The following is a 25,621-nucleotide window of genomic DNA, read 5'->3' as shown; positions in this document are numbered from 1 at the left end:
GCGCTCACGACCGACCACAGGAACCGGCCGGACCTTATTATCCGGGCGGTAAGGGTTACGCGTCGGCGGACTGGCGGCCGACGAGCCAATCGCCGAACGCGACGCTTCCGACTCCGAGGACGACGCCGGCGACGACGTCGGTCCCCCAGTGAATCCCGAGGTACATCGTCGAGAACGCGACCGCGGCGGCGAGCACCGACGCGACGACGGCCCACACGGGGTACGTCTCCCGCGTCCGAATCGCAATCGCCGCCGCCGAGACCGAAAGCGACGTGTGAAGCGACGGGAACACGTTCGTGTTCACGTTCACCTCGCCGGTGAGTATCTGCGTCTGCGGGTAGGTGCTGTACAGAAGCGACTCGACCTGTCCCGGCAGGAGGTTACGGGGACCGTAGGAGATAAACAGGACGTAGCATGTCAGTCCGATGGCGTAGTTCGCCGCGTACGTGACCGCGGTGAGTTTCAGCGGTCGCTCGTCGGCCGCCACGAAGTACGCGACGAACGGGAACGTGAGAAGGAAGACGTATCCCGAGAGGTACACGGTCGAGAGGACGGCGGTGAGCGCCGGCGTCGCGAGCGACTGAACGTGCTGGACGAAGTTCCCCTCGATAGCATAGATGACGCCGGTGGCGTTCCATCCCAACGCCCACGACACTTCCGGGCCGACGCCGCGGGCGACCTTGTTCACGAGGAGAACGACCGCCAGCAGGCCGAGGTACGGCGCGGCCTCGTGCAAGCGGTCGCGCCCCGACCCGTACGCCGCCGCGAGACGCGACGGTCCGACGATAGCGAGCGTTGCGAGCGCCAACGCGACAGCTGCACCGCCGAGCACGCGAGCGAGAACCGCGACGAGCGGTGAGAAGCCTATCGAGGATTGAGCGGAAATCATTCTTGAATGAGGAGGTCGCCGTCGCCCGAGTAGGCGTATCCCGCGTCTTCGAACACCGACCGCGCTCGCTCCGCGTCGAGCGTGCCGGTCCCCGAGTCGCCGACGAACTCGAGTTCGGACACGGCCTCGTCCCACGCATCACCCGCTGGGACGTACGTCGTCGCGACCAGCGGTGACGACGCCGGTTCGGTCTCGCCGTCGAACACCGAATCCACGAGGAACTCGCGGTCGACGAGCCGGGCGACCGCCCGTCGGAACCGGGGGTTCATGAACGGCGGCCGTCGGTGGTTGTAGCCGACGTGATAGCACCACTCGGGCCGGCTGGTGCGAACGGAGATTCCGGGTTCGTCCGCCGCGGCCGCCCTCGAATCGGCCGACAGCGAGTTCGCCGTCGCGTCGACGGCGTCGGTCGCGAGCAGTTCGACGGCGGCGCCGTCGGAGGGAACGACGTCGAACCGAAGCGAGTCGAACGAGAAGCCGCCGTCGAACCGGGACAGTCGGCCGTCGAGCGCGTCGTCGGCGAGGAAGTGGTCCTCGAACGGTTCCATCGAAACCGACTCTCTGGCCGTCGTTCCCGTCACGCGAAGCGGTCCGCTTCCGACCGGTTCGAGGTTGTTCCGGACGAGCGCCTCGGTGACGGTGCCCCCGTCGAGCCACGAGACGCTCGTCGGGCGGGCGAACGGTTCCCAGACGTGCGCAGGGAGCACCGGAATCGTCAGCGCCCGCGCCGCGGCCGGTTCGCTCACGTCGCCGAATCGAATCGTCACCTCGCGGTCGGACGCGGCGTCGACCGACTCGACGAGCGAGGCGCGACCGCGGTATCGCGGCGACGGGACCGGCTGGTCGAGCGAGCCGAGCGCCGTGTCGGAGATGAACCGGAAGGTGAACGCCACGTCCGCCGCCGTTATCGGCTCGCCGTCGTGCCACGCGAGGTCGTCGCGGAGCCGGACCGAAAGCGTCGTCTCGTCCCCGTCGGCCCACTCCCACGACGCGGCCATCCACGGCCGCATCCGGTCGTAGACCGGACGACCCAACGAGTCGTAGACGAGGTCGAGGAGCGTCCCGTCCGACCGAAACGGCGTCGAAAGCGGGTTGAGGTTCTCCGTCGGACGCGAGTCGCCGATCGTCATGCGGAGTTCGTTTTCCGGGGCCGGTTCGTCGGTCGTCGTCGCGGGCGTCGAGGTCGTCGCGGACGTCGAGGTCGTCGCGGACGTCGAGGTCGGTGCGGGCGTCGACGACGACGTGACCGCCGACTCGGTTCGCGAGGCGGTCGCCGTGGTGGTGACAGCTCTGGCACCGAGATATCCCGTGAGGCTGTGGATTCCAACGCCGTCCGGCCAGTCGACCCGCACCGGCCGAGTCGCCTGAGCCGGGCGCGGGGCCGCGACGGGCGTGAACGGTTGGGCCTCCACGACGCGCCGTTGAATCTCCGCGAGCGTCGCGGCGCGGACGGAACCCGTCTCGGTCCGCTGTCGCTCCAGAAGCGAGTCCAACGACAGGTCGCCGTATCCGAACGGGTTTTGCCAGCCGCGTCCCGGGCCGTAGCGAGAGTGGAGCAGGGGACGGAGGAAGTCCGGGTCGCGTCGGAGCAGCAGCCGGGAGACGTAGATATCGAAGTCGTGGTTCGAGAGCACGTCGCGGAGGAGCTCCTCCCGGCTCATCGGGACCACGGTCGCCGCGACGCCGACCGTCTGGAGGCGGGTGGCGAGGTAGCGGGCGAGCCTCGTCGCCGTCGCGTCGGTGTCCGCGGGAACGGTCTTGATAGAGAGCGAAAACGGCGTCCGCTCGTCGCGCGAGACCGTCGATTCGAGCTGCCGGACGCACCCGCTGGTCAGGCCCGCGCCTGCGAGCGCCAAAACCGACCGTCTAGAGAGTCGTGTTGATGACATGTACGGGAGGGCAGGTAACTGTCTTGGAGCGCGGTGTCGTTATTATCCGGGGGCTAAGCGCCTAGATACCCAAGAAAAGCGGCCACGCGAACAGGAACAGCCACAGGCAGACGGCCGCCGAAAGCGCCGCTCGCCGGGGCTCAGACGAGTCGAAGCGACGGTGGCCGGCGACGGCGAGCACGCCGAGCGCGACGAGCACGGCGAACCGGTGGAGGACGACTTCGACCGGGACGACGGCGACACCTATCATCGCGAAGTCGGCGACGAGACCCACTCCGTAGCCGACGAACGCGGTGCCGAACCACAGTTCCGAGGAGTACCCCCGCGGCAGGCGAGCGGCCAGAACGGCCGGCGCGAACGCGAACACCGGAAAGAGCAGTCCGGCGACGACCTTCGGGTGGTTCGGAACGACGCGTTCGAGCCCGAGGGCGGCCGAGCGGACCAAAACCGGGAGCGCGACGAGTGCGACCGCGAGCGCGACGACGCGCTGGAACCGGTCGTCGGCGAGGCGCGACCAGCGGAGGCGCTCGACGAGCGCGCCGAGTTCGTCTCGGCGAGTGGCGAGCGCGGCGAGTCCACCGACACCGACGAAGCCGACGGCGAGCACGGACAGGACGGTTCCGACGCTCTCCGGCCCCGTCGGCGGCGTATCGAGTGCCGAAGAGGTGTCGTCGCGTTCGGAGCCGGCGCGCTCTGCGGCCTCGTCCCTGGTTGTCGCCGACCCGGCGGTGGTCGGGCGAGACACGTCGTCTCTCGGGAGCGTCGAGAGTTGCGGCGGCCCGAGTTCGACGACCGACACCCAGCCGTCCGCGTCGATGATGCCGCCGTTGGCGAACCGCTCGCGACGAACGTCGACGACGGTCGGGCGGCGCATCAGGTCGCGTTCGACGACGTGTTGCGGGCCGGCAAGGCTCGTCACCGTGTGTCGAAGCCGGAACCAGTCCCAGTAGTCTCGGTGGGCCTGAATCGCCGTCCACGAGTCGTCCGGGGTCCCGCCGCCGTACAGTCGGAGGTGAGTACGGCTCCCGAAGTACGTCCCGTCGTGGAGCTGCATCGACTCCGCAATCCACAGCCCGCTCGAGTCCGCGGTGTCGACGAAGGTAAACCGGTCCGCGCCCGTGGCCGACCCCCACGGGGAGCCCGCCTCGGCGGCGGGGGGCTGTTCGGTGGACGCCTGTTGCCACGACTCGTTCGTCTCGTCCCACGTCGCGTCGCGCGAGTACAGGAGCAGCGAGCGGACCCGCGCGGGGTTCCCCTCGACGACGACGTTCACCGGCAGTGTCAGCGTTTCAAACGACCGGTCTCGGCTGGTGAACGGCCAGAGCCTGTCCCCCCGGTCGCCGACCGGGACCAGCCGAACGTCGTCGGCAGATTTCGGACCGTTCGGTGCCGACTCGACCGTCGCGGCCGTCGAAGCGCCCCCGTTCGCGCCGAAATCGACGACGCTCGCGGTCGGCACCGCTGTCGCCACCAAGAGGAGAACGAGACCGAGGACGACGAGGCTCTCGGCCGCCCCGAGACGAGACGCCATTGTGTCGTCTACCCGCCCTCGGGACCCTAATTATTCCGTGCGTAAGGTCCGGTCGAGCACGTTCCACGTCGATGGGCACGGACGCACCCGCAGTTTAGCATCCGGATAGTAAGACCGTCTACCGATCGACGACTACGAAATGGTCAAGCGGACGCATCTGCGAGTCGCCGCGGCAGTCGCCCTCCTCGTCTGCGCGGGTATCGTCGGGGCCGCGTACCTGAGCCGACCGACCTCGGCGGTGACGGACGCGACCGGCGAGAGTGCACGGGTCGCGCCCGCGAACGGGACGACGGTCATCGCGACCGACTCGAACACGTGGCTCGGACGAGAGAGCGACGGCCCACGAGCGAACGCCGAACTCGTCGCGTTCGGTGCCGACGGAGAGCGGCGATACTACGACGATTCCCACACCCGCTACTGGGATGTCGACCCCGTCGAGGGGACGAACGCGACGGTCGAGTACCTCTACGCGGACCATCTGACACCCGAAGAGTGCGGCGGCGAGAGCGCGTGCACGCGAAACGGCATCGAGCGCGTGAACCTCACCACCGGGAGCGTCGAGGGGGTTTACAGTCGCGTGACCGCCGGGAAGCACTCGACGCGGTGGCACGACGGCGACAGACTGAGCGATTCGACGTACGTCGTCGCCGACATCGCCGCTGACCGCGTGTTCGTCGTGAACACGACGACGGACATCGTCGAGTGGTCGTGGGACGCGCAGGCGGCGTTCGACCCCGCGACGACCGGCGGGCCGTACCCGTCCGATTGGACCCACCTCAACGACATCGAGGTGCTCGAAAGCGGGCTCATTCAGGTCAGCCTCCGCAACCACGACAGAGTGGTGTACCTCGACCGCGAGACCGGCCTCGTCGAGAACCGAACGCTCGGAAACGGGTCTCACGGCGTCCTCTACGAGCAACACAACCCCGATTACATCGAGAATCCCACCGGCGACGACGCCGTCCTCGTCGCCGACTCTGAGAACAACCGCCTCGTCGAATACCGCGACGACGACGGTCGGTGGGTTCGCTCGTGGCACTGGCGGGACGCGCAGTTACAGTGGCCGCGAGACGCCGACAGGCTTCCGAACGGCCATACGCTCGTGACGGACTCGAACGGAAACCGCGTCTTCGAACTGGACGAGACCGGCGAGGTCGTCTGGAGCGTGCCTATCGCGTTCCCCTACGAGGCCGAACGGCTCGGGACCGGCGACGAGAGCGCGGGTGGACCACCCGCGCACGAACTCGGTCTCCGGAATCAGGCGGCCGGCGGCTCGACGGTCGGAGACGGCGGCCCGTCTCAGTCGTCGGTACTCCCCGGACCGGTCGTGAACGCCGTCTACTACGTCCTCCCGCGGTGGATGGGCGTCGCCGAACTGTTGGTGTCCTGTCTCGGGCTCGCTGTCGGACTCGCGTGGGCTGCCGCCGAACTGCGGTGGCTCCCGTACCGCGTCTCGCTCACGAACCCCGTCTCGCTTCGAAAGCGCAAGTGAGAGTTACTCCATGAATTCAACGACCGACGAAACGGCGAACGGCCTCGACCCCGCGGCACCGGGCCGCGCGAACGCGTTCACCGACGGCGTTCCCGGCCTCGGCCGCGAGAGCCACGCGTGGTTCGCACTCGCCCTCGTCGCCGGACTCGTCGTCTCGGTGACGTACGTGGCGACCCACGACTACCCGGCCTACGGGTCCGGGCTGTACCTCGAAATCGCCGAGCAGATTCGGACCGGCGGCTACGCGCTCCCGGCTTCGATTCCGTACTACGACGGCGGGATTCCGTTCGCGTACCCGCCGCTCCAGTTCTACGTGGTCGCGTTCCTGACCGACCTCGGCGTCTCGGGGACGACGCTCAGCCTCGTCCTCCCGGCCGTCGTCACGGTGCTCTACCTCGTGCCGTACTACGGAATCGCGCTCGAACTCCTCCCGACGCCGCGGCAGGCGGGAGTCGCGACGGCGATTCTCGCGGTCGCTCCACCGGTCCTGCAGTGGCACCTCTCGGCCGGCGGCATCGTCCGCGCGTCCGCGTTCTTCCTGTCTCTCTGCGGAGTCTACGTCGGAGCGAGACTGTTCCGCCGCGGCACTCGGCGGCCGCTGTGGGTCGGCTCCGGCGTCATCTGCTTCGGGCTGACGGTCCTCTCCCATCCGACGTACACCGTGTTTTTCGGGGTCAGTTGGCTCGTCCTCTACGCGATGCTCGACCGAACGCTGCCCGGGCTCGTCAGCGGTGCCGCGGTGGCTCTCGGGGGACTCGTCCTCGCCGCGCCGTGGTGGGCCAACGTCGTCACCACTCACGGCGTCGGGGCCTTCGTGGGTGCGTCGGGCAGTCACAGCGGTATCGCCGGCGGCGTCGGGCGGCTCCTCGACCAGTTCGTCTACCCGCTGGACCCGACCGTCGTCACGGTGTTCTTCCTCGCGAATTTCGCCGCCGCGGGCGTGCTCGTCTCTCGGAGGAAATTCACGCTGCCGCTGTGGCTCTTCGTCTGCGCGTACGTCATCGGAAAGGAGCGCTTCCAGTTCGTCGCTGGCGCGATGATGATTTCGACGGTGCTTTTCGGCGTCGTCGTGCCGCGGCTGACCGACAGGGCTCGCGGGTCGCTCGACAACCGGCAGCTGATGGCCTCGTCGTTGGTCGTGGTTCTCGTCGTCGGGACGAGTCTCGGCGGGTTCTACGCCGCGAGCGGCCTCGGCGCGGCGCACCACGGCAGCCCGAGTCTCCCCTCGTTCATGGACGACGACGACCGAGAGGCCATGGAATGGGCGAGAAACGACACCGACGCGAACGCGTCGTTCGTCGTACTGTCAGACGCGGCCGAGTGGTTCCCGCACTACGCGAAGCGGACGATGCTCGTGGGGCCGTGGGGCGTCGAATGGAAGAGCCCCGACAGGTACTACGACCAGATTTCGGCGTTCAAAACGGCGAGTACCTGCGAGAACGCGACCTGCGTCACCGAATCGATGGCCTCCGTCGACGCCTCGCCCGACTACCTGTACGTCCCCCGCGGGACGTACACCGTCCGGGGGCTCGAAGAAGACGGGACCGAACGGCTTCGCGCCTCGCTCGCGGACAGTCCCCGGTATCGACGAGTCTACGGAAACGACGGGGTCGTGGTGTACGAGGTCGTGTCGGACGATACCGACGCCTCGGCGACCGAACCCGCCGTTTTGTCGGACGCTAAGCGACGCCGACCGGGATTATCCGGCCGATAGTAAACACACCTCGGGCGGACAGTGGGGTATGTTCGCACCATCACGAATCCGCGGTTCGTACGGGACGCAGGTGACCGCGAAACTCGCCCTCAAAGCCGGTCGCGCCCTCGCCGGAACGGGCGACGAAATCGTCGTGGGCCACGACCCGAGCGACAGCGCTCGTCTCCTCGCTGACGCGGTCGCGACCGGGGTCTGCGAGTGCGGCGGCACCGTCCACCGACTCGGGCCGGTGGCGAGTCCGACCGTCTCTCACGGCGTGCGGCGACTCGGCGGCGACGCCGGCGTGGCGGTGACGACCGTCAGCGACCCCGCCGAGGACACCGGGCTGAAACTGTTCGACGACGACGGCTCGCGCCTCTCGTGGGAGCGACAGAGCAGGGTCGTCCGCCGGGTCAACGGCTCGTCGGCCGAGGTCGCCCCGTGGGACGAAATCGGCGAGGAGCGTCGCTGGGACGACGCCACGGCACATCACCTCGACCACCTCTGCGAGGGGCGAACTTCGGTTTCCGACACGCGCGTCGTGGTCGCCGTCGGCGAGCGGGACGACGACATCATGGCCGACGCGCTCGACCGACTCGGCTGTGACGTCGAGCGCCTCGACGGAACCACGGATGACTCGTTTCCGCGCCGTCGGGTCGCCGCGGGCGACGACGCGTGCGGGACGCTCCGCCGAGCAGTCGCAGCCTCGGACGCCGATATCGGTCTGGCTCACGACGCCGACGCGGACCGCCTCGTGGCCGTCGACGAGACCGGTGAGGTCGTCGGCGGAGACGCGCTCCTCGCGCTGTTCGCGCGAGAGACGGTTCGCGATGCGGACGGGGACGCCTGCGTCGCCGTGCCGCTGGAGGCGAGTCGTCGCATCGGAGAGGTCGTCTCCGACGCGGGGGGAAGCATCGTCCGGGTCGAGATGGACGGGATTCCGGGGTCCGGACCGGCGGCGAACGCGGACGTCGTCTTCGGCGGCGAGCCGAGCGGCGTCTACCAGTGGCCGGCCGAGTCTCCCTGTCCGGACGCGGCGCTCTCGGCGATTCGTCTCGCGCGGCTCGTCGACGAGGGGGCGGCGCTCTCCGAACAGGCGGGTGAAGTGGCGGCGTACCCGCTGTTTTTCGACTCGTTCGCGGTCGACAACTGCGCCCGCGAGATGACGCGGCTCGCGACTGAGTGTCAGGCGCGCTTCGACGACGTTCGGACCGACGACGGCATCTTCGTCGAGCGCGGCGACGCGTGGTTCGTCGTCAGAGCGAGCCGAACCGAGCGCGTCCTTCGCGTGACTGTCGAAGGGACGTCCCGGAACAGCGCGAAGCGGCTGTTCGACGCGGTTCGGGAGCTCGTGTCCGACGAGAAAGCGACGCTCACAGCCTGACCGCATCCACACCCGCACCAACACCCATACCCACACCGCTCGACGGCGACCGCGCGGGTGGCACAACACACATATCGGCGCGCTCCGAACCACGGCTCGAAATCGTGGGACACGAAGACGGGAGCCTCGGCGGGTACGACGCTATCGAGACCGGCGACGAGCTGGTGAGCTGGTCGCGGACGTACTGCCGCCACGCGGCGGGGCAATACGACTTCGCCGTGGACTTACACCGCGTCCGGTGGGAAGTGTCCACCCGCGCGAAGCGGCGGGCGGCGGCCGTGAAGACCCCGAACGTCGACGACGCGACGGTCGGTGAGCCGAGACGGTGGACCGGCACGTCGTCGCAATCGGCCGAACTCGACGCCGCGCCCACGTGTACCATGTCGCTGTCGTGGCGGGCGTTCGAGTCGTTCGACCGCGGGGAGTGGACGGCGACGCTCCGGCACGAACTCGTCCACGTCGAGCAGTTTCAGGCGTTCGGCACGACCGACCACGGTCCGGCGTTCAAGCGCCGCGCCGAGGCGGTCGACGCGCCGGTCCGCGTCCGCCGGTTCGCGGAGCCGAAGTACACCCTCACCTGCGAAGCCTGCGGCGCGGACGTCGCCTACCGCTACCGCGAGTGCAAACTGGTCCGCGAGTCGTCGGCTTATCGTTCGGCGTGCTGCGAAGCGCCGCTCGACTGCAGAGAGCGCGAAGAATAGCGGGCGAAAACCACGTTCCGAGCGGCGAACGACTACCGACTCGGCGGGTGCGCCCGCGCCTCCCGAATCGCCACGAACGCGACGGCGAGGACGAACACGAGCGCCAGGAAGAACTCGACGCCGGGAACGGTTCCGGCGACGGCCCAGACGTACACGTCCTCCGCACCGAGGATGACGAACAGTCCGAGGAGAATCACCACGCCGGTTCGACCGATGCCGAGTCTCATACGTTCGTCTTGCCACCGCGACAACATAAGCCTTGGATTCGACTGCCGGCCCGCGAGACGGTCGGTATTGCTCTCCGAGACAAATACTGCACCGCAGTAGAGCGTCTCCCGAATGAGCTTTTTCGCTCAATCAGAAGCTGGGGTGATAATGCAATCATTCACGACTGATTCAAAAACATCCGGATAGGAAAGTCCGATAAATAAGAAATAGTGCTCATCAATGATGTCTCTCATTTACAATACTATCTCGGTAGTTGCGAACGGGGAGGACGCTGAATCCGGTGCGGGACTCCACAGAGTCCGAACTGTTACGTCGCGCTCGGACACTACCCGCGTCTCCGTTCCGCTCCGCGAGAGGGAGAGTATTTACCGTGCGAGCGTGACCGAAACGCAGTACCGTACTATGCGACACGTCCCAGGAACCTTCTCGATAGCGGCGCGCGACCCGGACGCGAACGTTTTCGGCGCGGCGGTAACGACCGGCACGGTCGCTGTCGGCGCGACCTGCCCCTACGTGAGCGCCGGCGGCGCGGCGGTCACGCAGTCGTACACGAAGACCGAACACGGCCGCGACGCGGTCGCCCGCGCGGAAGCCGGCGAGCGCATCGACGACGCCTTCGAAACCCTCCTCGACGCCGACGACCACGCCGCCTACCGGCAGGTCAACGGCGTCGGCGCGGCCGGCGAGTTCGCCTTCACCGGCGGCGAGTGCGTCGCGTGGGCCGGCCACCGCGTCGGCGACGACTACACCGTCGCGGGCAACATGCTCGCCGGCGAGGCGGTCGTCGAGGCGACCGCCGAGGCCTACGAGTCCGCCGACGGCGACATGGCCGACCGACTCGTCTCGGCGCTCGAAGCCGGCGAGGCGGCCGGCGGCGACGGCCGCGGCGAGATGAGCGCCGCGGTGCTCGTCCACGCGCCGACGCCGGAGTTCTACCACAACCTCCGGGTCGACCTCTCCGACGAACCGGTGTCCGACCTCCGCGACCTGCTCGCGGAGGCGCGGCGCGCGAAAGACCAGATTCGGCGCGAGACGGACGCGCAGTTCGGCGACTACCCCGACGAGATTCTCGACTTCGGCGTGAAATACTGACCCGACTCCGGCGTCAGGTACTGAGAAGAGACCGCGCGGACGGCGTCAGTCCGAGTCGGCCGGACTGGTCTCCGCGCGCTTCGACGGCGTGATGAACGAGTCACGCTGGCTCATCTCCTCCTCCGAGAGGTGACAGGAGATGTAGTGGTCCGCGCCCCCGACCGATTCGAGCTCCGGGAGCTCCTGCTCGCAGACGTCGCCGATTTTCTTCGGACAGCGCGTCTGGAACGGACAGCCCGACGGTGGGTTGATGGGACTCGGAACGCTCCCCTCAAGCAAGATGCGGTCCGTCTCGCGGTCCGGGTTCGCGTGGGGGACCGCCGACAGGAGGCTCTCCGTGTAGGGGTGGAACGGCGGCGAGAACACCTGCTCGATGCTCCCGAACTCCGCTATCTTGCCGAGGTACATCACGGCCACGCGGTCGCAGATGTGCCGGATGACACCGATGTTGTGCGAGATAAACAGGAACGAGATGTTCTCGTCTTCCTGAATCTCGTTCAGGAGGTTGAGAATCTGCGCCTGCACGCTCACGTCGAGCGCCGAGACGGGCTCGTCGCAGACGATGAGCTTCGGTTCGACCGCGAGCGCGTGCGCGATGGCGACGCGCTGTTGTTGCCCCCCGGAGAACTCGTGGGGGTACTTGCTCGCGGCGGCCCGCGACAGGCCGACGCGTTCGAGCAGGTCGCCCACTCGTTCGCGCTTTTCCTCGCCGGTAGCGATGCCGTGTTTCTCCATCGCGCGCCCGACGATTTGGCCGACGGTCTTCCGCGGGTTGAGCGAGCTCTGGGGGTCCTGGAATATCATCTGCATCTCGCGGCGCAGACTCCGAATCTCCGAGGTGCCGAGCTCGTGGAGCGGCTGTCCCTCGAAGTACACCTCGCCGTCGGTCGGGTCGAGGAGCCGGAGCGCGGTGCGAGCGACCGTGGACTTCCCGCAGCCGGACTCGCCGACGAGCCCGACGGTCTCGCCGGGATAGACGTCGAAGCTCACGTCGTCGACGGCCTTGACGTGCCGCCGTTCGACGGTCGGCAGGCCGCCGCCCTCCCACGAGAGGTGGACGTTGCCGAAGACGCCCTCGCCGGCGTTGAAGTACTTCTTCAGGTTCCGCACCTCGAACAGCGGTTCGCCGCTGCGGTCGACGTCGCGGCGGCCGGCCCCGGATTCGGGGACCGTGCTCTCCGAGAGGTCGAGGTCGGCGGCGTGGAGACACGCCGCGCGCGACGAGTCGTCGCCGACGGAGTCGAGCGACGGGTCGCCGCCGGTCCGGCACGCCTCGGTGGCGTGCGGACACCGCGGCGCGAAGTTACAGCCGCTCGGGAGGTTCCCGAGGTCGGGCATCGCGCCGTCGAGCGTCGGCAGTTCGTCGTAGTCGGTGTCGACCTCCGGGATGGAGTCGATGAGCGCGCGGGTGTAGGGGTGTCGCGGGCGGTCGAACAGGTCGCCGAGTTCGGCCGTCTCCACGAGGTTCCCGGCGTACATCACGCCGACGTGGTCGCACGTCTGGGCGACGACGCCGAGGTTGTGGGTGATCATCAGCACGGCCGTCCCCTCGCGCTCCTGCATCTCGTTGAGCAGGTCGAGAATCTTCGCCTGCGTCGTCACGTCGAGCGCGGTGGTCGGCTCGTCGGCGATGATGAGGTCCGGCTCGCAGGAGAAGCCGATGGCGACGAGGACGCGCTGGCGCATCCCGCCGGAGAACTCGTGGGGGTAGTCGTCGATGCGTTCTTCCGCGTCGGGGATGCCGACGTCGTCCATCGATTCGATGGCGAGCTGGCGTGCCTCTGACTTGGAGACGTCCTGATGGCGGCGAATCGTCTCCGTGATCTGCTCGCCGACGGTCATCACCGGGTTGAGCGACGACATCGGGTCCTGCGGAATCATCGCGATGCGGTTGCCGCGGATGTCGCGCATCTCGGCTTCCGTCTTCTGCAGGAGGTCTTCCCCGTTGAAGACGACCTGCCCGCCGGTGATTTCGCCGGGCGAGTCGATGAGGCGCATGAGCGACCGCGCCGTCACGGACTTGCCCGCGCCCGACTCGCCGACGAGACCCATGGTCTCGCCGCGGTCGAGCGAGAACGACACCTCGTTGGAGGCGACGATGGGGCCGGCGTCGGTGCGGAACTCGGTTCTGAGTCCGCGCACGTCGAGCAGCGGACCGTCGTCGGCCTCGCGGTCGGTCGCGGTGGTGGGTGCGCTCATTCTATCGCCTCCACTTTGGGGTCGAGCACGTCACGCAGTCCGTCGCCGAGCATGTTGAACCCGACGACGGCGATACCGATAGCCAGCGCTGGGAACAGCAACATCCACGGCGCGGTCTCCATGAAGCCGCGACCGGTGTTAATCATCAGCCCCCACGACGGCCGCGGCGGTTGCGCGCCGAGGCCGAGGAACGACAGGCTCGCCTCCGCGAGGATGGCGAACGAGACGTTCAGCGACCCCTGAACCAGCATGGGCGCCATACAGTTCGGGAACACCTCGCTGAAGACGATGCGCGAGTCGCTCTCGCCGCGGGCGATGGCGGCCTCGACGTACGCCTCGTTGCGCTCGGCTAACGCCGCGCTCCGCGAGACGCGGGCGATGTACGGCGTGTAGACGAACGCGAGCGCGATGACGACGTTACTCAACTCCGGGCCGAGAACGACCAGGAGCGTGAGCGCGAGCAACACCGGTGGGAACGCCATCGCGGCGTCCATGACGCGCATCAGTATCTCGTCGGTTAACCCGCCGGCGTAGCCGGCGACGACACCGACGACGGCCCCGACGGCGAGCGCGCCGGAGATAGCTCCGAAGCCGACGTACAGCGAGATGCGGCTTCCCATGACGACGCGGCTGAAGATGTCGCGGCCGAGGTCGTCGGTGCCGAACGGGTGTTCGACCGACGGGGCCTGCGAACGGTCTTCGATGTTCGTCGCGTCGATGGGGTACGGCGCGATAATCGGCGCGAAGATGGCGACGAGCACGAGCAGCACCACGATGGTGAAGCCGAGCATCGCCTTCGTGTTGCTGCGGAACTTCCGGACGAACCGGGCGATGCGGTCGCGCTGTGACTGCGTGATGGTGAAGCGACCGCGGTCGGTCTCCTGTTCGGTCGCCATCAGTCGTCACCTCCGTAGCGGATGCGCGGGTCGAAGTACGCGTACAGCAGGTCTGCGGCGAAGTTCGAGAACATGTAGATAAGTGCGACCACGAGGATGCACCCCTGAATCAAGGGGATATCGCGGCTCTGAATCGCGGTCAGCGTCAGCCGACCGATGCCGGGCCAGAAGAACACCTCTTCGAGCACGACGACCCCGCCGAACGCGTAGCTGAACTGGAACGCGATGACCGTGATGACGGGGATGATTGCGTTCTTGAGCGCGTGTCTGAGGACGATGACCCGTTGGCTCATCCCCTTCGCACGCGCGAGATTGATGTACTCCTCGCTGAGAACCTCAAGCATCGACGACCGGGTCATCCGCATGATGTAAGCGGTGAGCGCGAAGCCCATCGCTCCCGCGGGGAGGACGAGTCGCGTGAGCGACCCGACGAGGTCCTCGCTCGGGGAGACGTACCCCCCGGTCGGAAAGAGGTTCAGCCAGACGGCGAACACCAGGATGAACACCAGCCCCCACAGGAATATCGGCATCGAGATGCCGACGAAGGCGAACATCGAGGCGCTCACGTCGGGCGCTTCGTTCTGGTTGACGGCGGCGTAGACGCCGAGCGGGACCGACAGCACGACGGCGACGAGCGTCGCGGCGACGGCGAGCATCATCGACCGGGGCAGACGCTCGGCGATGAGTTGCGACACGGGTTCGCCGAACCGGAGCGATTCGCCCATGTTCCCCTGGAGGAGCCCGACGACCCAGTCGATGTACTGCACGTACAGCGGGCGGTTGAGTCCCAGTTGGGTTTGGAGCGCTTCGAGCGATTGTTCGGTCGCGTTGGGGCCCAAGATGAGCAGGGCCACGTCACCGGGCAGGATGTTGGTGACGGCGAAGGCGATGAGCGTGACGAAGAACAGCGTCACCGCCATGAACCCGACGCGCCGAAAGACGTAGTTGTACATCGACATTGTGTGGAATCTGTGTTAGCGGTCGAGCCAGTTGTCGCCGAACTGCAGCGTCGACCCGTCGGGCGCGCCGATGTCACCTTTGTACTGCGAGGCGGCCCCGTAGAGGCTCGGCTGCCACCACAGGAAGAGGTGGCCGGCGCGGTCCTCGTGGAGAATCTCCGTCGCCTGGTGGTAGAGGTCGGCCCGCTCCTGTTCGTCGTAGATGGTGCGCGCCTCCTCGACGAGCGCGTTGTAGTCCTCGTTCACCCAGTTGGTGAAGAAGAACGCCCCGTTGGGGTGCAGGAATTTGTAGAACGACACGTCGGGGTACCAGAGCGCGAGGTAGGAGCTCGTCGTCGCCTGGAAGTCGCGGTTGGAGTAGACGTCCGAGAGCCACGTGCTCCACGTAATCTGCTGGATTTCGAGGTTGATGCCGACCTCGGCGGCGTCGGCGGCGATGACCTCCGCGGCCTGCACCTGCGTCGGGTAGGACTGCGGAATCTTGAACGTCGCCGTGAAGCCGTCGGACATGCCGGCGGCGTCGAGGTGCTCTTGGGCCTTCTCGAGGTCACGTGGGCGGGGTTCGATGTCCGGGTTGACCCACGGACTACCGGGCGTCGCCGGGGACGCGGTGGTCTGACCGGTGCCGTAGAGGGCCGCCTCGGCGACCTTCTCCTTGTCGATGGTGTAGTCGAGCGCGAGGCGGGCGTCCTTGTTGTCGAACGGAGCCACGTCGCAGTTCAGGCCGAGGTAGACGAGCGATTTCGGGAACTGCTTTTCGAACCGAACGTCGGGGGCCTGCTCGACGCGGGAGACGTCCTTCGGCGCGATGCCGTTGATGAAGTCGTACTCGCCGGCGAGGAACGACTGGAGGCGGACGCTCGGGTCCGGCACCTCGCTCTTGACGATGGTGTCGATGAACGGGCCGTCCTCGTCGGACGCGCCCCAGTAGTCCTCGTTGCGCGACATCGTGAACGAGGTCTCGATTTCGCGGCTCTCGAACACGTACGGGCCGGTCCCGATGGGTTCTTCGACCATGTCCTTCTCGGCGTTCTCGGCGGGCATGACCGACAGTTCCGCCGTCGCCATCTTCGCGAGGAACGGCGCGAAGGGTTCGGTGAGTTGGACCTCGAAGGTGTAGTCGTCGGGGGCGCGAAGCTCCTCGACGTAGTCGAAGAAGCCGGTGGCGAGGTAGTCGCCGTTCTGGACGCGCTCGTAGCTCGCCAGCACGTCCTCGGAGGTCATCTCCTTGCCGTTGTGGAAGGTGACGCCCTCCCGGAGGTTGAACGTCAGGAGCGTGTTGTCGTCGGACTGCTCCATCGACTCCGCGAGGTGCGGCTGGATGGAGTAGTCGTCCTGTAGCGCGACGACTTCCTCGTAGATATTCTCCAGGACGCGCTTCGAGGCCGCCGAAGTGTCGATGTGCGGGTCGAGCCCCTGCACCGGCACCGCGCCGCCCCACTGGAGCGTGCCGCCCTGCTTCCCGCCGCTCGCGGCGGTCGTGTCGGTGCTCTCCGTGTCGTCGCTTCCACCCGAGGACCCCGAATCTTCGGTCGTGCTGTCGTCCGAACCGCCGCCCGTACACCCGGCGAGCGCCGCCGCGCCGGTCGTCGCCGCCGCCCCGAGGAAGGTACGGCGGTCGAAACGACTGCGACGCGTGCCGTCGCCGGTGCTGTCGGAGGAGTCGCTCCCCTTGCCATTCTCTTGCATACAGTCGCTCAAATCCGTTACTGTGTGATAAAAATTGTGGTTGTGTGAGTACAACCCCCATATCGAGACGGAGAAGATGTAATATCAGATACTGTTCCGAGCGCCGAACGCGAGTGAACTGTAGAATGACCAATTCTATCTCGTCCGTGTCCGGGATTACTCCACGAATGTCAACCCTCTCGTCGCAAACGACGGCCCGCATCGGCGTCCCGCAGGTCACTCGCGGCGACCGAACCGTCGCCGACGCGCGTCCTCGAACGTCGCCGATGTGCGCCCTCGAACGACACGGGTGGTGGGCAGAGTCCCAGAACCCACATCCAGCGCGCCGTGCCTGCTGATTTCGGGGAGTTCGCGGCCACTCAGTACTGTCACGCATGTGACCGAATTCCAAACAGTAAAATAGGGTTAGTCACGAATCCGGGAACCATGCGAGTCAATCAGCAGCGACTCCGCAGCGACATCGAGTCGAACGCGGAGTTCGGGGCCGTCCCGACGGACGAGGGTCGGGGGCGGACGGTCCTGAGCGGCAGCGAGGCGGACCGGCGGGCGAGAGAGTTCTTCTGCGAGCGCCTTCGGGACGCCGGTCTCTCCATCACCATCGACGAGGTCGGCAACATCGTCGGTCGGTGGGTACCCGAGAGCGCGGACCCCGACGCGGCCCCCGTCGCCACGGGAAGTCACCTCGATTCGGTCCCCGAAGGCGGCATCTTCGACGGTCCGCTCGGCGTCTACGCGGGGCTGGAGAGCGTCCGCGCGATGCAGGACGCCGGAATCGAACCCGTCCGACCCGTCGAGGTCGTCAACTTCACCGAGGAGGAGGGCCAGCGGTTCGGCGGCGGCCTCATCGGGTCGGCGGTCGCCGTCGGCGAGTTGAGCGTCGAAGAGGCCCTCGACATCGAGGACGCCGACGGGATTCCGCTCGGCGACGCCCTCGCGGACATCGGCTACCGGGGCGACGGGCGCGTCGACGCCGCCGACTGGGACGCGTGGATAGAGCTTCACATCGAGCAGTCCGAGCGCCTCGAAGACGCGAACGTCCCCGCCGGCGTCGTCACGAGCATCGTCGGTCTCTCCCGGTGTGCCGTCGAAATCACGGGCGAGGCCGACCACGCCGGGTCGACACTCATGGACGACCGGTCGGACGCGCTCGCCGCCGCCAGCGAGTTCGTCCTCGACGTGGAGCGCGCGACGACCGAGCGAAACGAGGTCTCGGAGACCGCGGTTGGGACCGTCGGCAAACTGGAGGTCTCGCCGAACGCGCCCAACGTCATCGCCGGGAAAGTCGACCTGACCGTCGACATCCGCGACGTGGCGTACGACTCCATCGAGTACGTCATCGACGAGGCGGCGGCGAGCCTCGACCGCATCGAGGCCGAGCGCCCGGTCGAGGCCGCGCTCTCGCACCCGTGGGACCGCAAGCCCGTCGAGATGAGCGAGCGCTGCCGCGCCGCGCTCCACGACGCCGGGACCGACGCCGACCTCGAAACCCTCGACCTCCACTCCGGGGCGGGCCACGACACCATGCACGTCGCGGCCGTCACGGACGCCGCACTGCTCTTTGCCCCCTCCCGCGACGGCATCTCGCACAACCCCCGCGAGTGGACCGACTGGGAGGACTGCGCCGACGCGACTCGCGTGCTCGCCGGCGCGCTCGCCGACCTCGCGACCGAGTGACGAAACCGCCCGACTGACGACTGCTGTTCTCGGTTCCCTTCTCCGCGGACCCGCCCTATCGGTGCGTTCGAATCGACCGCCGCCCGCCGCTCGCGACGACCGCGTAGTCGAAACGCCCGCCACCACGATGCACTATTCTCCGCCCAGAGTCCCTGATACCCGTGTTTTCTCGCTGTACGGTGAGTCTCGAATCGGTTAGAACACCGCGGTGTTTGTACAATGAGAACACAGTGGCTAAGTAGTCGAATTCGCTCGTTTCGGACACGTTACAGACGATATTCGAAATTGAAATCACGCTGATCACGCTATTTTGCGGCAAGCGGTGCGACTTTCCGGCGATTTCAGAAGTGACCGTTCGTCAAATACAAACACATATGACTTCGCGGCTTCGAACTTGACTATGGCAGACGAACACACGACCGGTTCGCCGCGGACCCTGAAGACGGTGTCTCGTGCGTTCGATGTCGTTCGGGCGCTCGAGGAGCTAGACGGCGCGCGGGTGACGGAGTTGTCGAATCACCTCGACCTCTCGAAGAGCGTCGTCTACAACTACCTGAGCACGCTTCGAGCCGAGAAGTTCGTCGTGAAGGAAGAAGACACCTACCGGCTGTCGCTGCAGTTCCTCCTCGTGGGCGAGTACGTCCGGTACCAGAACATCCTCTACCGCATCGGAAAGCCCGAAATCGAGGAGCTCGCGGAGAAGACCGGCGAGTACGCGCACCTGGCGACTGAACAGCACGGGCTGGGTATCAATCTCTACAAGGTGAGCGGCGAGAAGGCCGTCGGGAGCGACTACCAGGTGAACAAGCTCCAGCGCGCCGACTACCTCCACTTCTCGGCGACGGGGAAAGCGATTCTCGCGCACCTCCCGAAAGAGCGCGTCGAGTGGATTATCGACCAGTACGGCCTGCCGGGCAAGACGGAGGCGACCATCACGACCCGCGAGGAGCTCTTCGAGGAGTTGGAGACGATTCGCGACCGGGGCTACTCGCTCAACGACGAGGAGGAGATCAAGGGCCTGCAGGCCATCGGCGCGCCGGTGACGAACCGTCACGGACGCGTCCTCGGCTCCATCAGCGTCTCCGGTCCGGTCCGCCGGATGAAACAGCCCGACTACCACGAACAACTCATCGAGAGCGTCGTCAACACCGCCAACGTCATCGAAGTCAACGTCAACATGGAGGAGTCCGACGACGACTTCCCGACGTTCAGTTAGCGGTCCGCGTCGTCCTCAACGCTTCTACGACGGTATCGCTTTCGCGCCGACCGCGCGTCGATACGGTTCACAAACGGAGAACCAACGGTCTCGTCCGAGTCGCGGGCGGGTCGGAGACCGCTCTCGGTACGATCGACGGGCCGAACGAGTCTCCAGTCCCCCGAATCTCGGCGTCATGCTGTCGAAGCCGCGCTCGGCCCCTCGATACGACTCGTCGGCCGAGATTGACGGTTTCGAACGTTGGACGGTCAACGCGCCCCGAAAAGTTTCGAGAACGGAATATCTGAGAGACGACACACGACAACGAGTATCGCGATGTATTGACTATATATGAACACAGTCGCGACATCTGTTAGAGAAGATACAACGATACGCTAGATTACAGCTAGTTCCTCATAGATCTCGTTGCTACCGATACGTCTCGCCGGAGGAACGGGCAGTGACTAACGCCCGTCAAACGACCCACACTGCATTACATAATTACTGGTGTAATGGAAGTGCGCACGTCCACAGCAGTCGGATGTCGTTCGCGGACGACTGAGCTGGCCGGGCGAGTCGCCGATGGGAGACGCTCCGCGCCGACCGAGTGAGTCGAGGCGGGCGAGACGCGTCGAAGACGGGCGTCTGACCGAGATAGTAATTCAGTTATTTTGCAATAATAATCAAGTCCGAATCGACTGTCGATTATAATCTGGATTCACGTGTGAATCAACGTTCGACAGGCTCGTATTCTCATATCGCATCTCTAACGCTTCATTCCCTCAAATAGTCTAAAATTTGCAAAAATTGTAGAAATTATTCTCTTACCTGAATTTTGTTGCATCTATCAAAACAGTCGATCCGTATCGTGATAATTGAAATAATAGTACAATAGTATTCAGTGGCGAGCCGGAGACGGTCGAGGGCGAACCGCCCTCACTCCGAGTCGCCGGTACCGTCGGCGTCGTCAGGTTCGGGGTCGAGCGGTCGCCGGACCACGAGCACCGGACCGACGGTCTGCTCGGCGACTCGGTCGGAGGTCTCGCCGAACAGTCGGCCGCGGAGCGTGGGCTTCTCCTCGCCCATCACGACCAGGTCGTGGTCGTCCGCGCCCTCGATGAGCGCCTGGAGCGGATTCTGCGCGACGACGACGACGCGCGAGACGTGCTCGCGGTTGACGCCGAGGACCGCCAGGTCGTTCGCGACCTCGTCGAGGAGGGCTTCGCCGTCCGAGACCGCCCCGTCGTCTTCGACTGCGTGGAACAGCGTGAGTTCGACGTCTCCGCGCTTTCCGACCGCCGCGGCGACCCTGGTAATCGTCTCGAGGTTGATTGCCTCCTTTATCGGAACGATGACGCGGTCGATGGTCGGTGCGGGGTTCGAGAGTAGTACCGCGTCGCACTCTGCCTCCGTGGCGATGCGCTCCGTCGTCTGGTCCACATCGTGAGTGAACACGAGTCGCGTCTCAACGGTCGCACCGGCGGATTCGAACACCGAGACGAGTTCGTCGAGTTCTTCGCGGGCCTTCGGTTCGAACTGCTCTCTGGCCTGTTCGGGGGCCGTCTGCTCGGGTATCTCGTGGTACGCGAGCAGGACGACCGTCGTCTCCGAGAGGAGGTGAATCAGTTGGTCGGGAATCACTTGCCCCTCCAGCACCGCGACGGGGACGAGCACGCGAACGTCGGGAGAGTCACGCATCGGCGCTCACCCCCTTCAGGCGCACGTCTCGGGCGTAGGCGAAGTACCAGACCAACGCGGCGAGCGCGACGGCGACGCCCACCGCCTGCGAGAGCGGTTGCATGAACGCGACGAGGCTGAAACTCGCGAGCGCCCCGAGGACCGGGACGACGGGGTAGCCGGGGACGCGGAACGACGGGTTGTACCACGCGGGGTTCGAGCGACGGAGCCCGATGAGCGCCACGCAGATGAGCCCGTAGGTGACGAGGTGCAGGAACGACGCGACCTCGGCGAGTACCTCCGTCCGGCCGACGGCGACGAGGACGACCGTCGGTCCGCCGACCAGCGCGAGCGCGATGTGGGGCGTCCCGTACCGGAGGTTGATTCGCGCGAGTTGCGGCGGGACCAGCGCGTCGCGGCTGAGCGCGTAGAGGGCGCGCGACGAACTGAGAATCGAGGCGTTCGCGCTCGACACCGTCGCCAAGAGCCCGGCGATGAGGATGGCGACCGCGCCGGGGAAGCCGAGGTACGAGCGCGCGACCTCGACGATGGCCGTCTCGCCGAAGGCGGCGAGTTGGGCGCTCCCGAACGCGCCGGTCGAGACGAGGATGGTCACGACGTACAGCACCCCGACGACGACGACGGAGCCGACCATCGCCAGCGGGAGGTTCCGCCCGGGTTTCGTTATCTCGCCCGCGACCGTCGCCACCTGCGCGAATCCGAGGTACGAGGTGAACACGAGCGCCGCCGTGGTGAAGATGCTGAGCGTCCCGTAGGGCATGAACTCCTCGGGGACGGTCTGACGGCCGAACAGCCCGAGCGTGTCGAGCGAGCCGTAGACGAGAAACACGAGGAGGATGCCGAGGAGCAGACTCACGATACTGTTCTGGAGCTTCGTCGCGTTCTCGGTCCCGAACATGCTGAGAGCCGTCAAGACGACCCCGAAGCCGACCCCGAGGAGCGCCACGAGCGGCAGGTCCGAGACCATCGACGCCGCCCCCAACTCCGCCAGCACGGCGATGGCGTACTGCGCGAAGCCGACGAGGTAGAACGCCGAAGCGAAGACGAGCCCCAGCCAGAGCCCGATGCCGACGACCGCGCCGAACGCAGAGCCCATGGCGCGGGAGATGAAGTAGTACGCGCCGCCGCTTTTCGGCATCGCCGTGGCCAACTCCGAGGTCGGGAGCGCGACCAACAGCGCGATGACCGCCCCGAGCGCGAACGAGAGCGCGGCCGCGGGACCCGCCTGCCCCGCGGCGAGGCCGGGAAAGACGAAGATACCCGCGCCGACCATCGTCCCGATACCGATTGCCAACCCGCCGCGGAGGCCGATCGTCCGCTCCAACTCGGTCCCGCTTTCGAGGACCGTCACCTCGTTGGCCGCGGCACCGACGTCGACCGCCGGGTCCGCGTCGCCGACCCGTACCCCGTCGCCGGGCGGGTCCGCCCCGAGCACCGAACCGCCGTCGTTTCCATCGGACATTGTGATTTCCTGTTATCGCGTCTCCCCAATATATCTATTACCCGTCATATTGAGGGTCGACGGGTCGGCCGGCGGGCACGACTCGCCGACCGCCGTCGGTCCCAGCGAGAGAAAGTGTTAATCCGTCCGCGGCACGCCCTGCATGCAGAACGATGGCGCACGGAACGCGACGCGGCGGCCGGTTCGCGCGGGGTGAGCCGCGGTGAACTGGTCGCGGAAGTCGCTCGACGAACTCGAAGCGTTCTACTGGGAGACGATAGCGCCCGCGATGGATCGCGACGGGATGGACCCGACGCGAGACGTGCCGACCTACTCGTGGCTGACCGAACGCGGCTGGTCGGGCATCGCCTACGCGCTCCGCGAGAAACACGACCTCACGCCGCGGGAGTTCTTCGTCGGCGTCGTCGGCCTCGGCGACGAGGCGACCGACGAAGGCTACGATTGGGGTATCGACGACGACCGCACCGTCGAGGCGTTCGAGACGTACCTCGACATGCTCGAATCGCGGCGCGGCCTCGCGGACTCGACGCTACCGACCCGCCGGACCCACCTCGCGCGGTTCGCCCGGGTCTACCGCGACCGACACGGTTCGGCCGACCTGCTCTCACGACTGGACGACCGAGACGCCGAGCCAGACGAGATAGACCGCTGTCTCGCGGTCCTCGACGAGTTCGACGCCGAACTCGCCACCGACGGGACGAAGCTCAAGTACCTCCAAACGGTCCGGTCGTTCTACGAGTACCTCGTCGACTTCCGGCGCGCGCGGTACAACCCCGTCGGGAACGCCGCCAAACAGTTCCGCTGGGAACAGGGCCAGCCCGACAACCGCACGATGACCGCGGACCAAGTGAGTGAGGTGTACGCCGTCGCCGACGACCTCGAAGACCGCCTGCTCGTCCTCGGACTCGCCGGCTGGGGGCTCCGCCCGAACGAGCTCGCGTCGCTCCGCGCGTCGCAACTCGTCCTCTCCGGCGACGACCCCCACATCGCGTTCGAAGAGCGGAAGAACGGGCCGGGAACCGTCGCGCTCCTCTACGGCGTCGACGCCGTCGCCGCCCGCATCGACGCGCTCGCCGAGGACGACGACTGGAACGGCGCACTGTTTCCCTCCTCGCGGGCCGCCGCGGGCCACATCGCCCGCGAGACGGTCAACCGCCGGTTCAAGCGCCTCGCCGACGAGGCCGGCGTGACCGTCGATGGCGAGGTCCCGACGGCGAAGCTCTGTCGGCGCTTCTGGTACACGGCCTATCAGGCGGCGGTCGACGAGATGCTCGCGCAGTTAGAGGGCGTCGCCGCCGACCAGGGGTCGAAGAGCGCCGACGTCGTCATGTCGAACTACCTCTCCGAGGAGCGCCGGCGGTCGTTCCGCCGGCAGGCGATGCGCGAGACGCTGGCCGAGGTGTTCGAATCGGCGGACGAGTCTGTGTCCGTCGAAGAACAGATAGCGCAGTAGCTGTCGGTTGCGCCGCGGCGCGTGCTCTGCGACCGGCGACGATTTGGAGTGAACAACTGTATAAACCACATGTCGCGATACACAACTATCGTGCGATACGGTAGTTGAGACCGGCGCTCTCAATGCATATGCTCTGAGCGACACGGTAGTTACCCCAAATTACTATTATTTGTCAATACCAGGCGTTCTGCATGAACTGGAATGAATTTGTGCCTAACCTGTGGCCGATTTCGGCAATCGACTAAGTCAGTTCCCCGGCCAGTACGATCTGTATGTCATCGGGCATCTCTCGGAAAGCGTTTCTTCGCGCAACTGGAGTCGCACTTGCTGCGACTATCGCAGGGTGCAACAGCACAACAGACAACAGCGGACCGAACACCAATACACAGACCTCCCCTGAGACTTCTCCGCAATCCGAACAACAGAATGACGACTCTCCGACGTTCGGTAACTTCTACGTCGGCAACGCAGACACAAGCAGTAGTACGGTCATCGACGGACGTGCTGAAGTCGTATATACACGGCCCGATACGGCCACCGACAAGTCACCCGTCGTAATGGTGCCTGGCCTTGGGTTGTCACCGTACATTTACCGGACGACACCTGACGGTCGACGCGGCTGGGTGGAGTACTTTGCCGAAGCTGGCCACCCAGTGTATGTATTCAACCCGCCTCGAAACGCCGATTCAGGCGGCTTAGACACTGCTGCCCTCCAGAGCTCTGACTCTGCGTCACTCTCTCGGTGGTCTATCGATCGAGCATGGCCGACGTGGGGGTTCGGACCTGAAGTCGGTGACCCATACGAGGACGTTCGATACCCGGTTGAGTCGGTCGACCAACTCGTTGCGTCATTCCCCGCATACGTTAGCACTGGTGGCGGAGGTGGCGGTAGGCAAGGTGGAAGCCAGACCGGCAGACGTGGCGGCAACCAGAACTCTACATCTGCGGATTCCACTGAGACCACAGATGGAACCCAGACTGGGTCGACTACCGGAGGTGGCGGTGGGAGTCAGTTCGCATCACCCCAAGAGACTGCCGCTCTAGAGGCGCTTCTCAATCGTGTTGGTCCGGCAGTACTGCTCGTTCACTCAGCGGGCGGTAGTTCCGGATTCACGGTTGCACAAGCTGTGCCAGACCTCGTTGAACGGATCATCGCAGTTGAGCCGGTCGGTGCGCCGACTGACCCGCAAACTGTAGCGGAGATGGGTGGTGATGCACCGTTTATGGGTGTGTATGGCGATTATGTCGACGAGCGCGGACAGACTGGTCGCAAGGAAGCGACCCAGACAACTGCAGAGCTCGCAGGAGAGACAAGTCCCGCATCGACGCTGCTTAGCCTTCCGGACGAAGGGATATCCGGAAATACACATCTCATGATGCAAGACGACAATAACGGTGAAATTGCTGATCGGATTATCTCCTGGATTAGTGACTGATTTGAGGCCGTAGTATCGTTCGGACCGAGACAGAATGTATTTGCACCGACCAAATGAATAC

Annotated in this window: 19 protein-coding genes; 9 read left to right on the top strand and 10 right to left on the bottom strand. The window is 66.2% G+C overall.

The window, feature by feature from the left end; genetic code table 11:
- Positions 1–55: 55 nt before the first annotated feature.
- From C457_RS10020 to C457_RS10010, 3 genes are all read right to left on the bottom strand, one after another.
- The gene (locus C457_RS10020; RefSeq protein WP_008094239.1) at positions 56–889 is read right to left on the bottom strand and encodes a phosphatase PAP2 family protein; all 834 of its coding nucleotides are present in this window, start codon (positions 887–889) and stop codon (positions 56–58) included.
- Positions 886–2,778, bottom strand: coding sequence for an ABC transporter substrate-binding protein (locus C457_RS10015; RefSeq protein ID WP_239640741.1), 1,893 nt, complete (start codon positions 2,776–2,778; stop codon positions 886–888). Before C457_RS10015 ends, C457_RS10020 begins: the two co-directional genes overlap by 4 nt.
- A 61-nt stretch (positions 2,779–2,839) precedes the next feature.
- On the bottom strand, positions 2,840–4,309 hold the full coding sequence (locus C457_RS10010; RefSeq protein WP_008094236.1) for a hypothetical protein: 1,470 nt from the start codon (positions 4,307–4,309) through the stop codon (positions 2,840–2,842).
- Positions 4,310–4,448: 139 nt separating this feature from the next.
- Here C457_RS10010 and C457_RS10005 point away from each other — a divergent pair, with 139 nt between their 5' ends.
- From C457_RS10005 to C457_RS09990, 4 genes are all read left to right on the top strand, one after another.
- Positions 4,449–5,801: an aryl-sulfate sulfotransferase gene (locus C457_RS10005; protein WP_008094234.1), complete on the top strand. Its 1,353-nt coding sequence runs from the start codon at positions 4,449–4,451 to the stop codon at positions 5,799–5,801.
- 10 nt (positions 5,802–5,811) lie between these two features.
- A complete protein-coding gene (locus C457_RS10000) occupies positions 5,812–7,515 on the top strand; it encodes an ArnT family glycosyltransferase (RefSeq protein ID WP_008094231.1) in 1,704 nt (567 codons plus the stop codon).
- Positions 7,516–7,543: 28 nt separating this feature from the next.
- On the top strand, positions 7,544–8,878 hold the full coding sequence (locus C457_RS09995) for a hypothetical protein (protein WP_083864272.1): 1,335 nt from the start codon (positions 7,544–7,546) through the stop codon (positions 8,876–8,878).
- 104 nt (positions 8,879–8,982) lie between these two features.
- Positions 8,983–9,579 (top strand): SprT-like domain-containing protein, encoded by a 597-nt coding sequence (locus tag C457_RS09990; protein WP_008094227.1) that lies wholly within the window; start codon positions 8,983–8,985, stop codon positions 9,577–9,579.
- A 32-nt stretch (positions 9,580–9,611) separates the two neighbouring features.
- Here the strand turns inward: C457_RS09990 and C457_RS09985 are convergent, their stop codons facing one another.
- On the bottom strand, positions 9,612–9,806 hold the full coding sequence (locus tag C457_RS09985) for a hypothetical protein (RefSeq protein ID WP_042664366.1): 195 nt from the start codon (positions 9,804–9,806) through the stop codon (positions 9,612–9,614).
- Positions 9,807–10,209: 403 nt separating this feature from the next.
- Between C457_RS09985 and C457_RS09980 the strand changes: the two genes are divergently transcribed.
- A complete protein-coding gene (locus tag C457_RS09980) occupies positions 10,210–10,899 on the top strand; it encodes a DUF1028 domain-containing protein (RefSeq protein WP_008094225.1) in 690 nt (229 codons plus the stop codon).
- A 45-nt stretch (positions 10,900–10,944) separates the two neighbouring features.
- Here the strand turns inward: C457_RS09980 and C457_RS09975 are convergent, their stop codons facing one another.
- The 4 genes from C457_RS09975 to C457_RS09960 are packed head-to-tail and all read right to left on the bottom strand — an operon-like array spanning position 10,945 to position 16,642.
- A complete protein-coding gene (locus C457_RS09975; protein ID WP_008094224.1) occupies positions 10,945–13,098 on the bottom strand; it encodes a dipeptide ABC transporter ATP-binding protein in 2,154 nt (717 codons plus the stop codon).
- Positions 13,095–13,994, bottom strand: coding sequence for an ABC transporter permease (locus C457_RS09970; protein ID WP_008094223.1), 900 nt, complete (start codon positions 13,992–13,994; stop codon positions 13,095–13,097). Before C457_RS09970 ends, C457_RS09975 begins: the two co-directional genes overlap by 4 nt.
- Positions 13,994–14,953, bottom strand: a complete 960-nt coding sequence (locus C457_RS09965) for an ABC transporter permease (RefSeq protein ID WP_008094222.1) — start codon at positions 14,951–14,953, stop codon at positions 13,994–13,996. Before C457_RS09965 ends, C457_RS09970 begins: the two co-directional genes overlap by 1 nt.
- A gap of 15 nt (positions 14,954–14,968) precedes the next feature.
- Positions 14,969–16,642 (bottom strand): ABC transporter substrate-binding protein, encoded by a 1,674-nt coding sequence (locus C457_RS09960; protein WP_008094221.1) that lies wholly within the window; start codon positions 16,640–16,642, stop codon positions 14,969–14,971.
- A 426-nt stretch (positions 16,643–17,068) separates the two neighbouring features.
- Between C457_RS09960 and C457_RS09955 the strand changes: the two genes are divergently transcribed.
- Both C457_RS09955 and C457_RS09950 read left to right on the top strand, forming a co-directional pair.
- The gene (locus tag C457_RS09955; RefSeq protein WP_008094220.1) at positions 17,069–18,316 is read left to right on the top strand and encodes a Zn-dependent hydrolase; all 1,248 of its coding nucleotides are present in this window, start codon (positions 17,069–17,071) and stop codon (positions 18,314–18,316) included.
- A gap of 400 nt (positions 18,317–18,716) precedes the next feature.
- Entirely contained in the window at positions 18,717–19,532 is an 816-nt protein-coding gene (locus C457_RS09950; RefSeq protein WP_008094219.1) for an IclR family transcriptional regulator, read from the top strand.
- Between the two features lie 915 nt (positions 19,533–20,447).
- Here C457_RS09950 and C457_RS09945 read toward each other — a convergent pair.
- Complete coding sequence (locus C457_RS09945; protein ID WP_008094217.1) at positions 20,448–21,209, bottom strand: universal stress protein; 762 nt, start codon at positions 21,207–21,209, stop codon at positions 20,448–20,450.
- Complete coding sequence (locus tag C457_RS09940; protein WP_008094215.1) at positions 21,202–22,671, bottom strand: APC family permease; 1,470 nt, start codon at positions 22,669–22,671, stop codon at positions 21,202–21,204. Before C457_RS09940 ends, C457_RS09945 begins: the two co-directional genes overlap by 8 nt.
- A gap of 202 nt (positions 22,672–22,873) precedes the next feature.
- Here C457_RS09940 and C457_RS09935 point away from each other — a divergent pair, with 202 nt between their 5' ends.
- Both C457_RS09935 and C457_RS20890 read left to right on the top strand, forming a co-directional pair.
- The gene (locus tag C457_RS09935; protein ID WP_008094213.1) at positions 22,874–24,124 is read left to right on the top strand and encodes a tyrosine-type recombinase/integrase; all 1,251 of its coding nucleotides are present in this window, start codon (positions 22,874–22,876) and stop codon (positions 24,122–24,124) included.
- Between the two features lie 1,127 nt (positions 24,125–25,251).
- Positions 25,252–25,560, top strand: coding sequence for a hypothetical protein (locus C457_RS20890; RefSeq protein ID WP_239640740.1), 309 nt, complete (start codon positions 25,252–25,254; stop codon positions 25,558–25,560).
- Positions 25,561–25,621 lie beyond the last annotated feature (61 nt).

The organism is Haloferax prahovense DSM 18310, from assembly GCF_000336815.1.
GTDB lineage: Archaea > Halobacteriota > Halobacteria > Halobacteriales > Haloferacaceae > Haloferax > Haloferax prahovense.
The sequence above is the reverse complement of the archived record's forward strand: the minus strand, read 5'-3'. Positions and strand labels throughout refer to the sequence as shown.

What these genes read in the sequence shown, in the direction of transcription:
- C457_RS10005 (WP_008094234.1), top strand. Translation starts at nt 4,449, where the DNA reads ATGGTCAAGCGGACGCATCTGCGAGTCGCCGCGGCAGTCGCCCTCCTC.
- C457_RS10000 (WP_008094231.1), top strand. Translation starts at nt 5,812, where the DNA reads ATGAATTCAACGACCGACGAAACGGCGAACGGCCTCGACCCCGCGGCA.
- C457_RS09945 (WP_008094217.1), bottom strand. Translation starts at nt 21,209, where the DNA reads ATGCGTGACTCTCCCGACGTTCGCGTGCTCGTCCCCGTCGCGGTGCTG.
- C457_RS09960 (WP_008094221.1), bottom strand. Translation starts at nt 16,642, where the DNA reads ATGCAAGAGAATGGCAAGGGGAGCGACTCCTCCGACAGCACCGGCGAC.
- C457_RS09970 (WP_008094223.1), bottom strand. Translation starts at nt 13,994, where the DNA reads ATGGCGACCGAACAGGAGACCGACCGCGGTCGCTTCACCATCACGCAG.
- C457_RS09940 (WP_008094215.1), bottom strand. Translation starts at nt 22,671, where the DNA reads ATGTCCGATGGAAACGACGGCGGTTCGGTGCTCGGGGCGGACCCGCCC.
- C457_RS10010 (WP_008094236.1), bottom strand. Translation starts at nt 4,309, where the DNA reads ATGGCGTCTCGTCTCGGGGCGGCCGAGAGCCTCGTCGTCCTCGGTCTC.
- C457_RS09955 (WP_008094220.1), top strand. Translation starts at nt 17,069, where the DNA reads ATGCGAGTCAATCAGCAGCGACTCCGCAGCGACATCGAGTCGAACGCG.
- C457_RS10020 (WP_008094239.1), bottom strand. Translation starts at nt 889, where the DNA reads ATGATTTCCGCTCAATCCTCGATAGGCTTCTCACCGCTCGTCGCGGTT.
- C457_RS09965 (WP_008094222.1), bottom strand. Translation starts at nt 14,953, where the DNA reads ATGTCGATGTACAACTACGTCTTTCGGCGCGTCGGGTTCATGGCGGTG.
- C457_RS09985 (WP_042664366.1), bottom strand. Translation starts at nt 9,806, where the DNA reads ATGAGACTCGGCATCGGTCGAACCGGCGTGGTGATTCTCCTCGGACTG.
- C457_RS09980 (WP_008094225.1), top strand. Translation starts at nt 10,210, where the DNA reads ATGCGACACGTCCCAGGAACCTTCTCGATAGCGGCGCGCGACCCGGAC.
- C457_RS09950 (WP_008094219.1), top strand. Translation starts at nt 18,717, where the DNA reads ATGGCAGACGAACACACGACCGGTTCGCCGCGGACCCTGAAGACGGTG.
- C457_RS09995 (WP_083864272.1), top strand. Translation starts at nt 7,544, where the DNA reads ATGTTCGCACCATCACGAATCCGCGGTTCGTACGGGACGCAGGTGACC.
- C457_RS10015 (WP_239640741.1), bottom strand. Translation starts at nt 2,778, where the DNA reads ATGTCATCAACACGACTCTCTAGACGGTCGGTTTTGGCGCTCGCAGGC.
- C457_RS09975 (WP_008094224.1), bottom strand. Translation starts at nt 13,098, where the DNA reads ATGAGCGCACCCACCACCGCGACCGACCGCGAGGCCGACGACGGTCCG.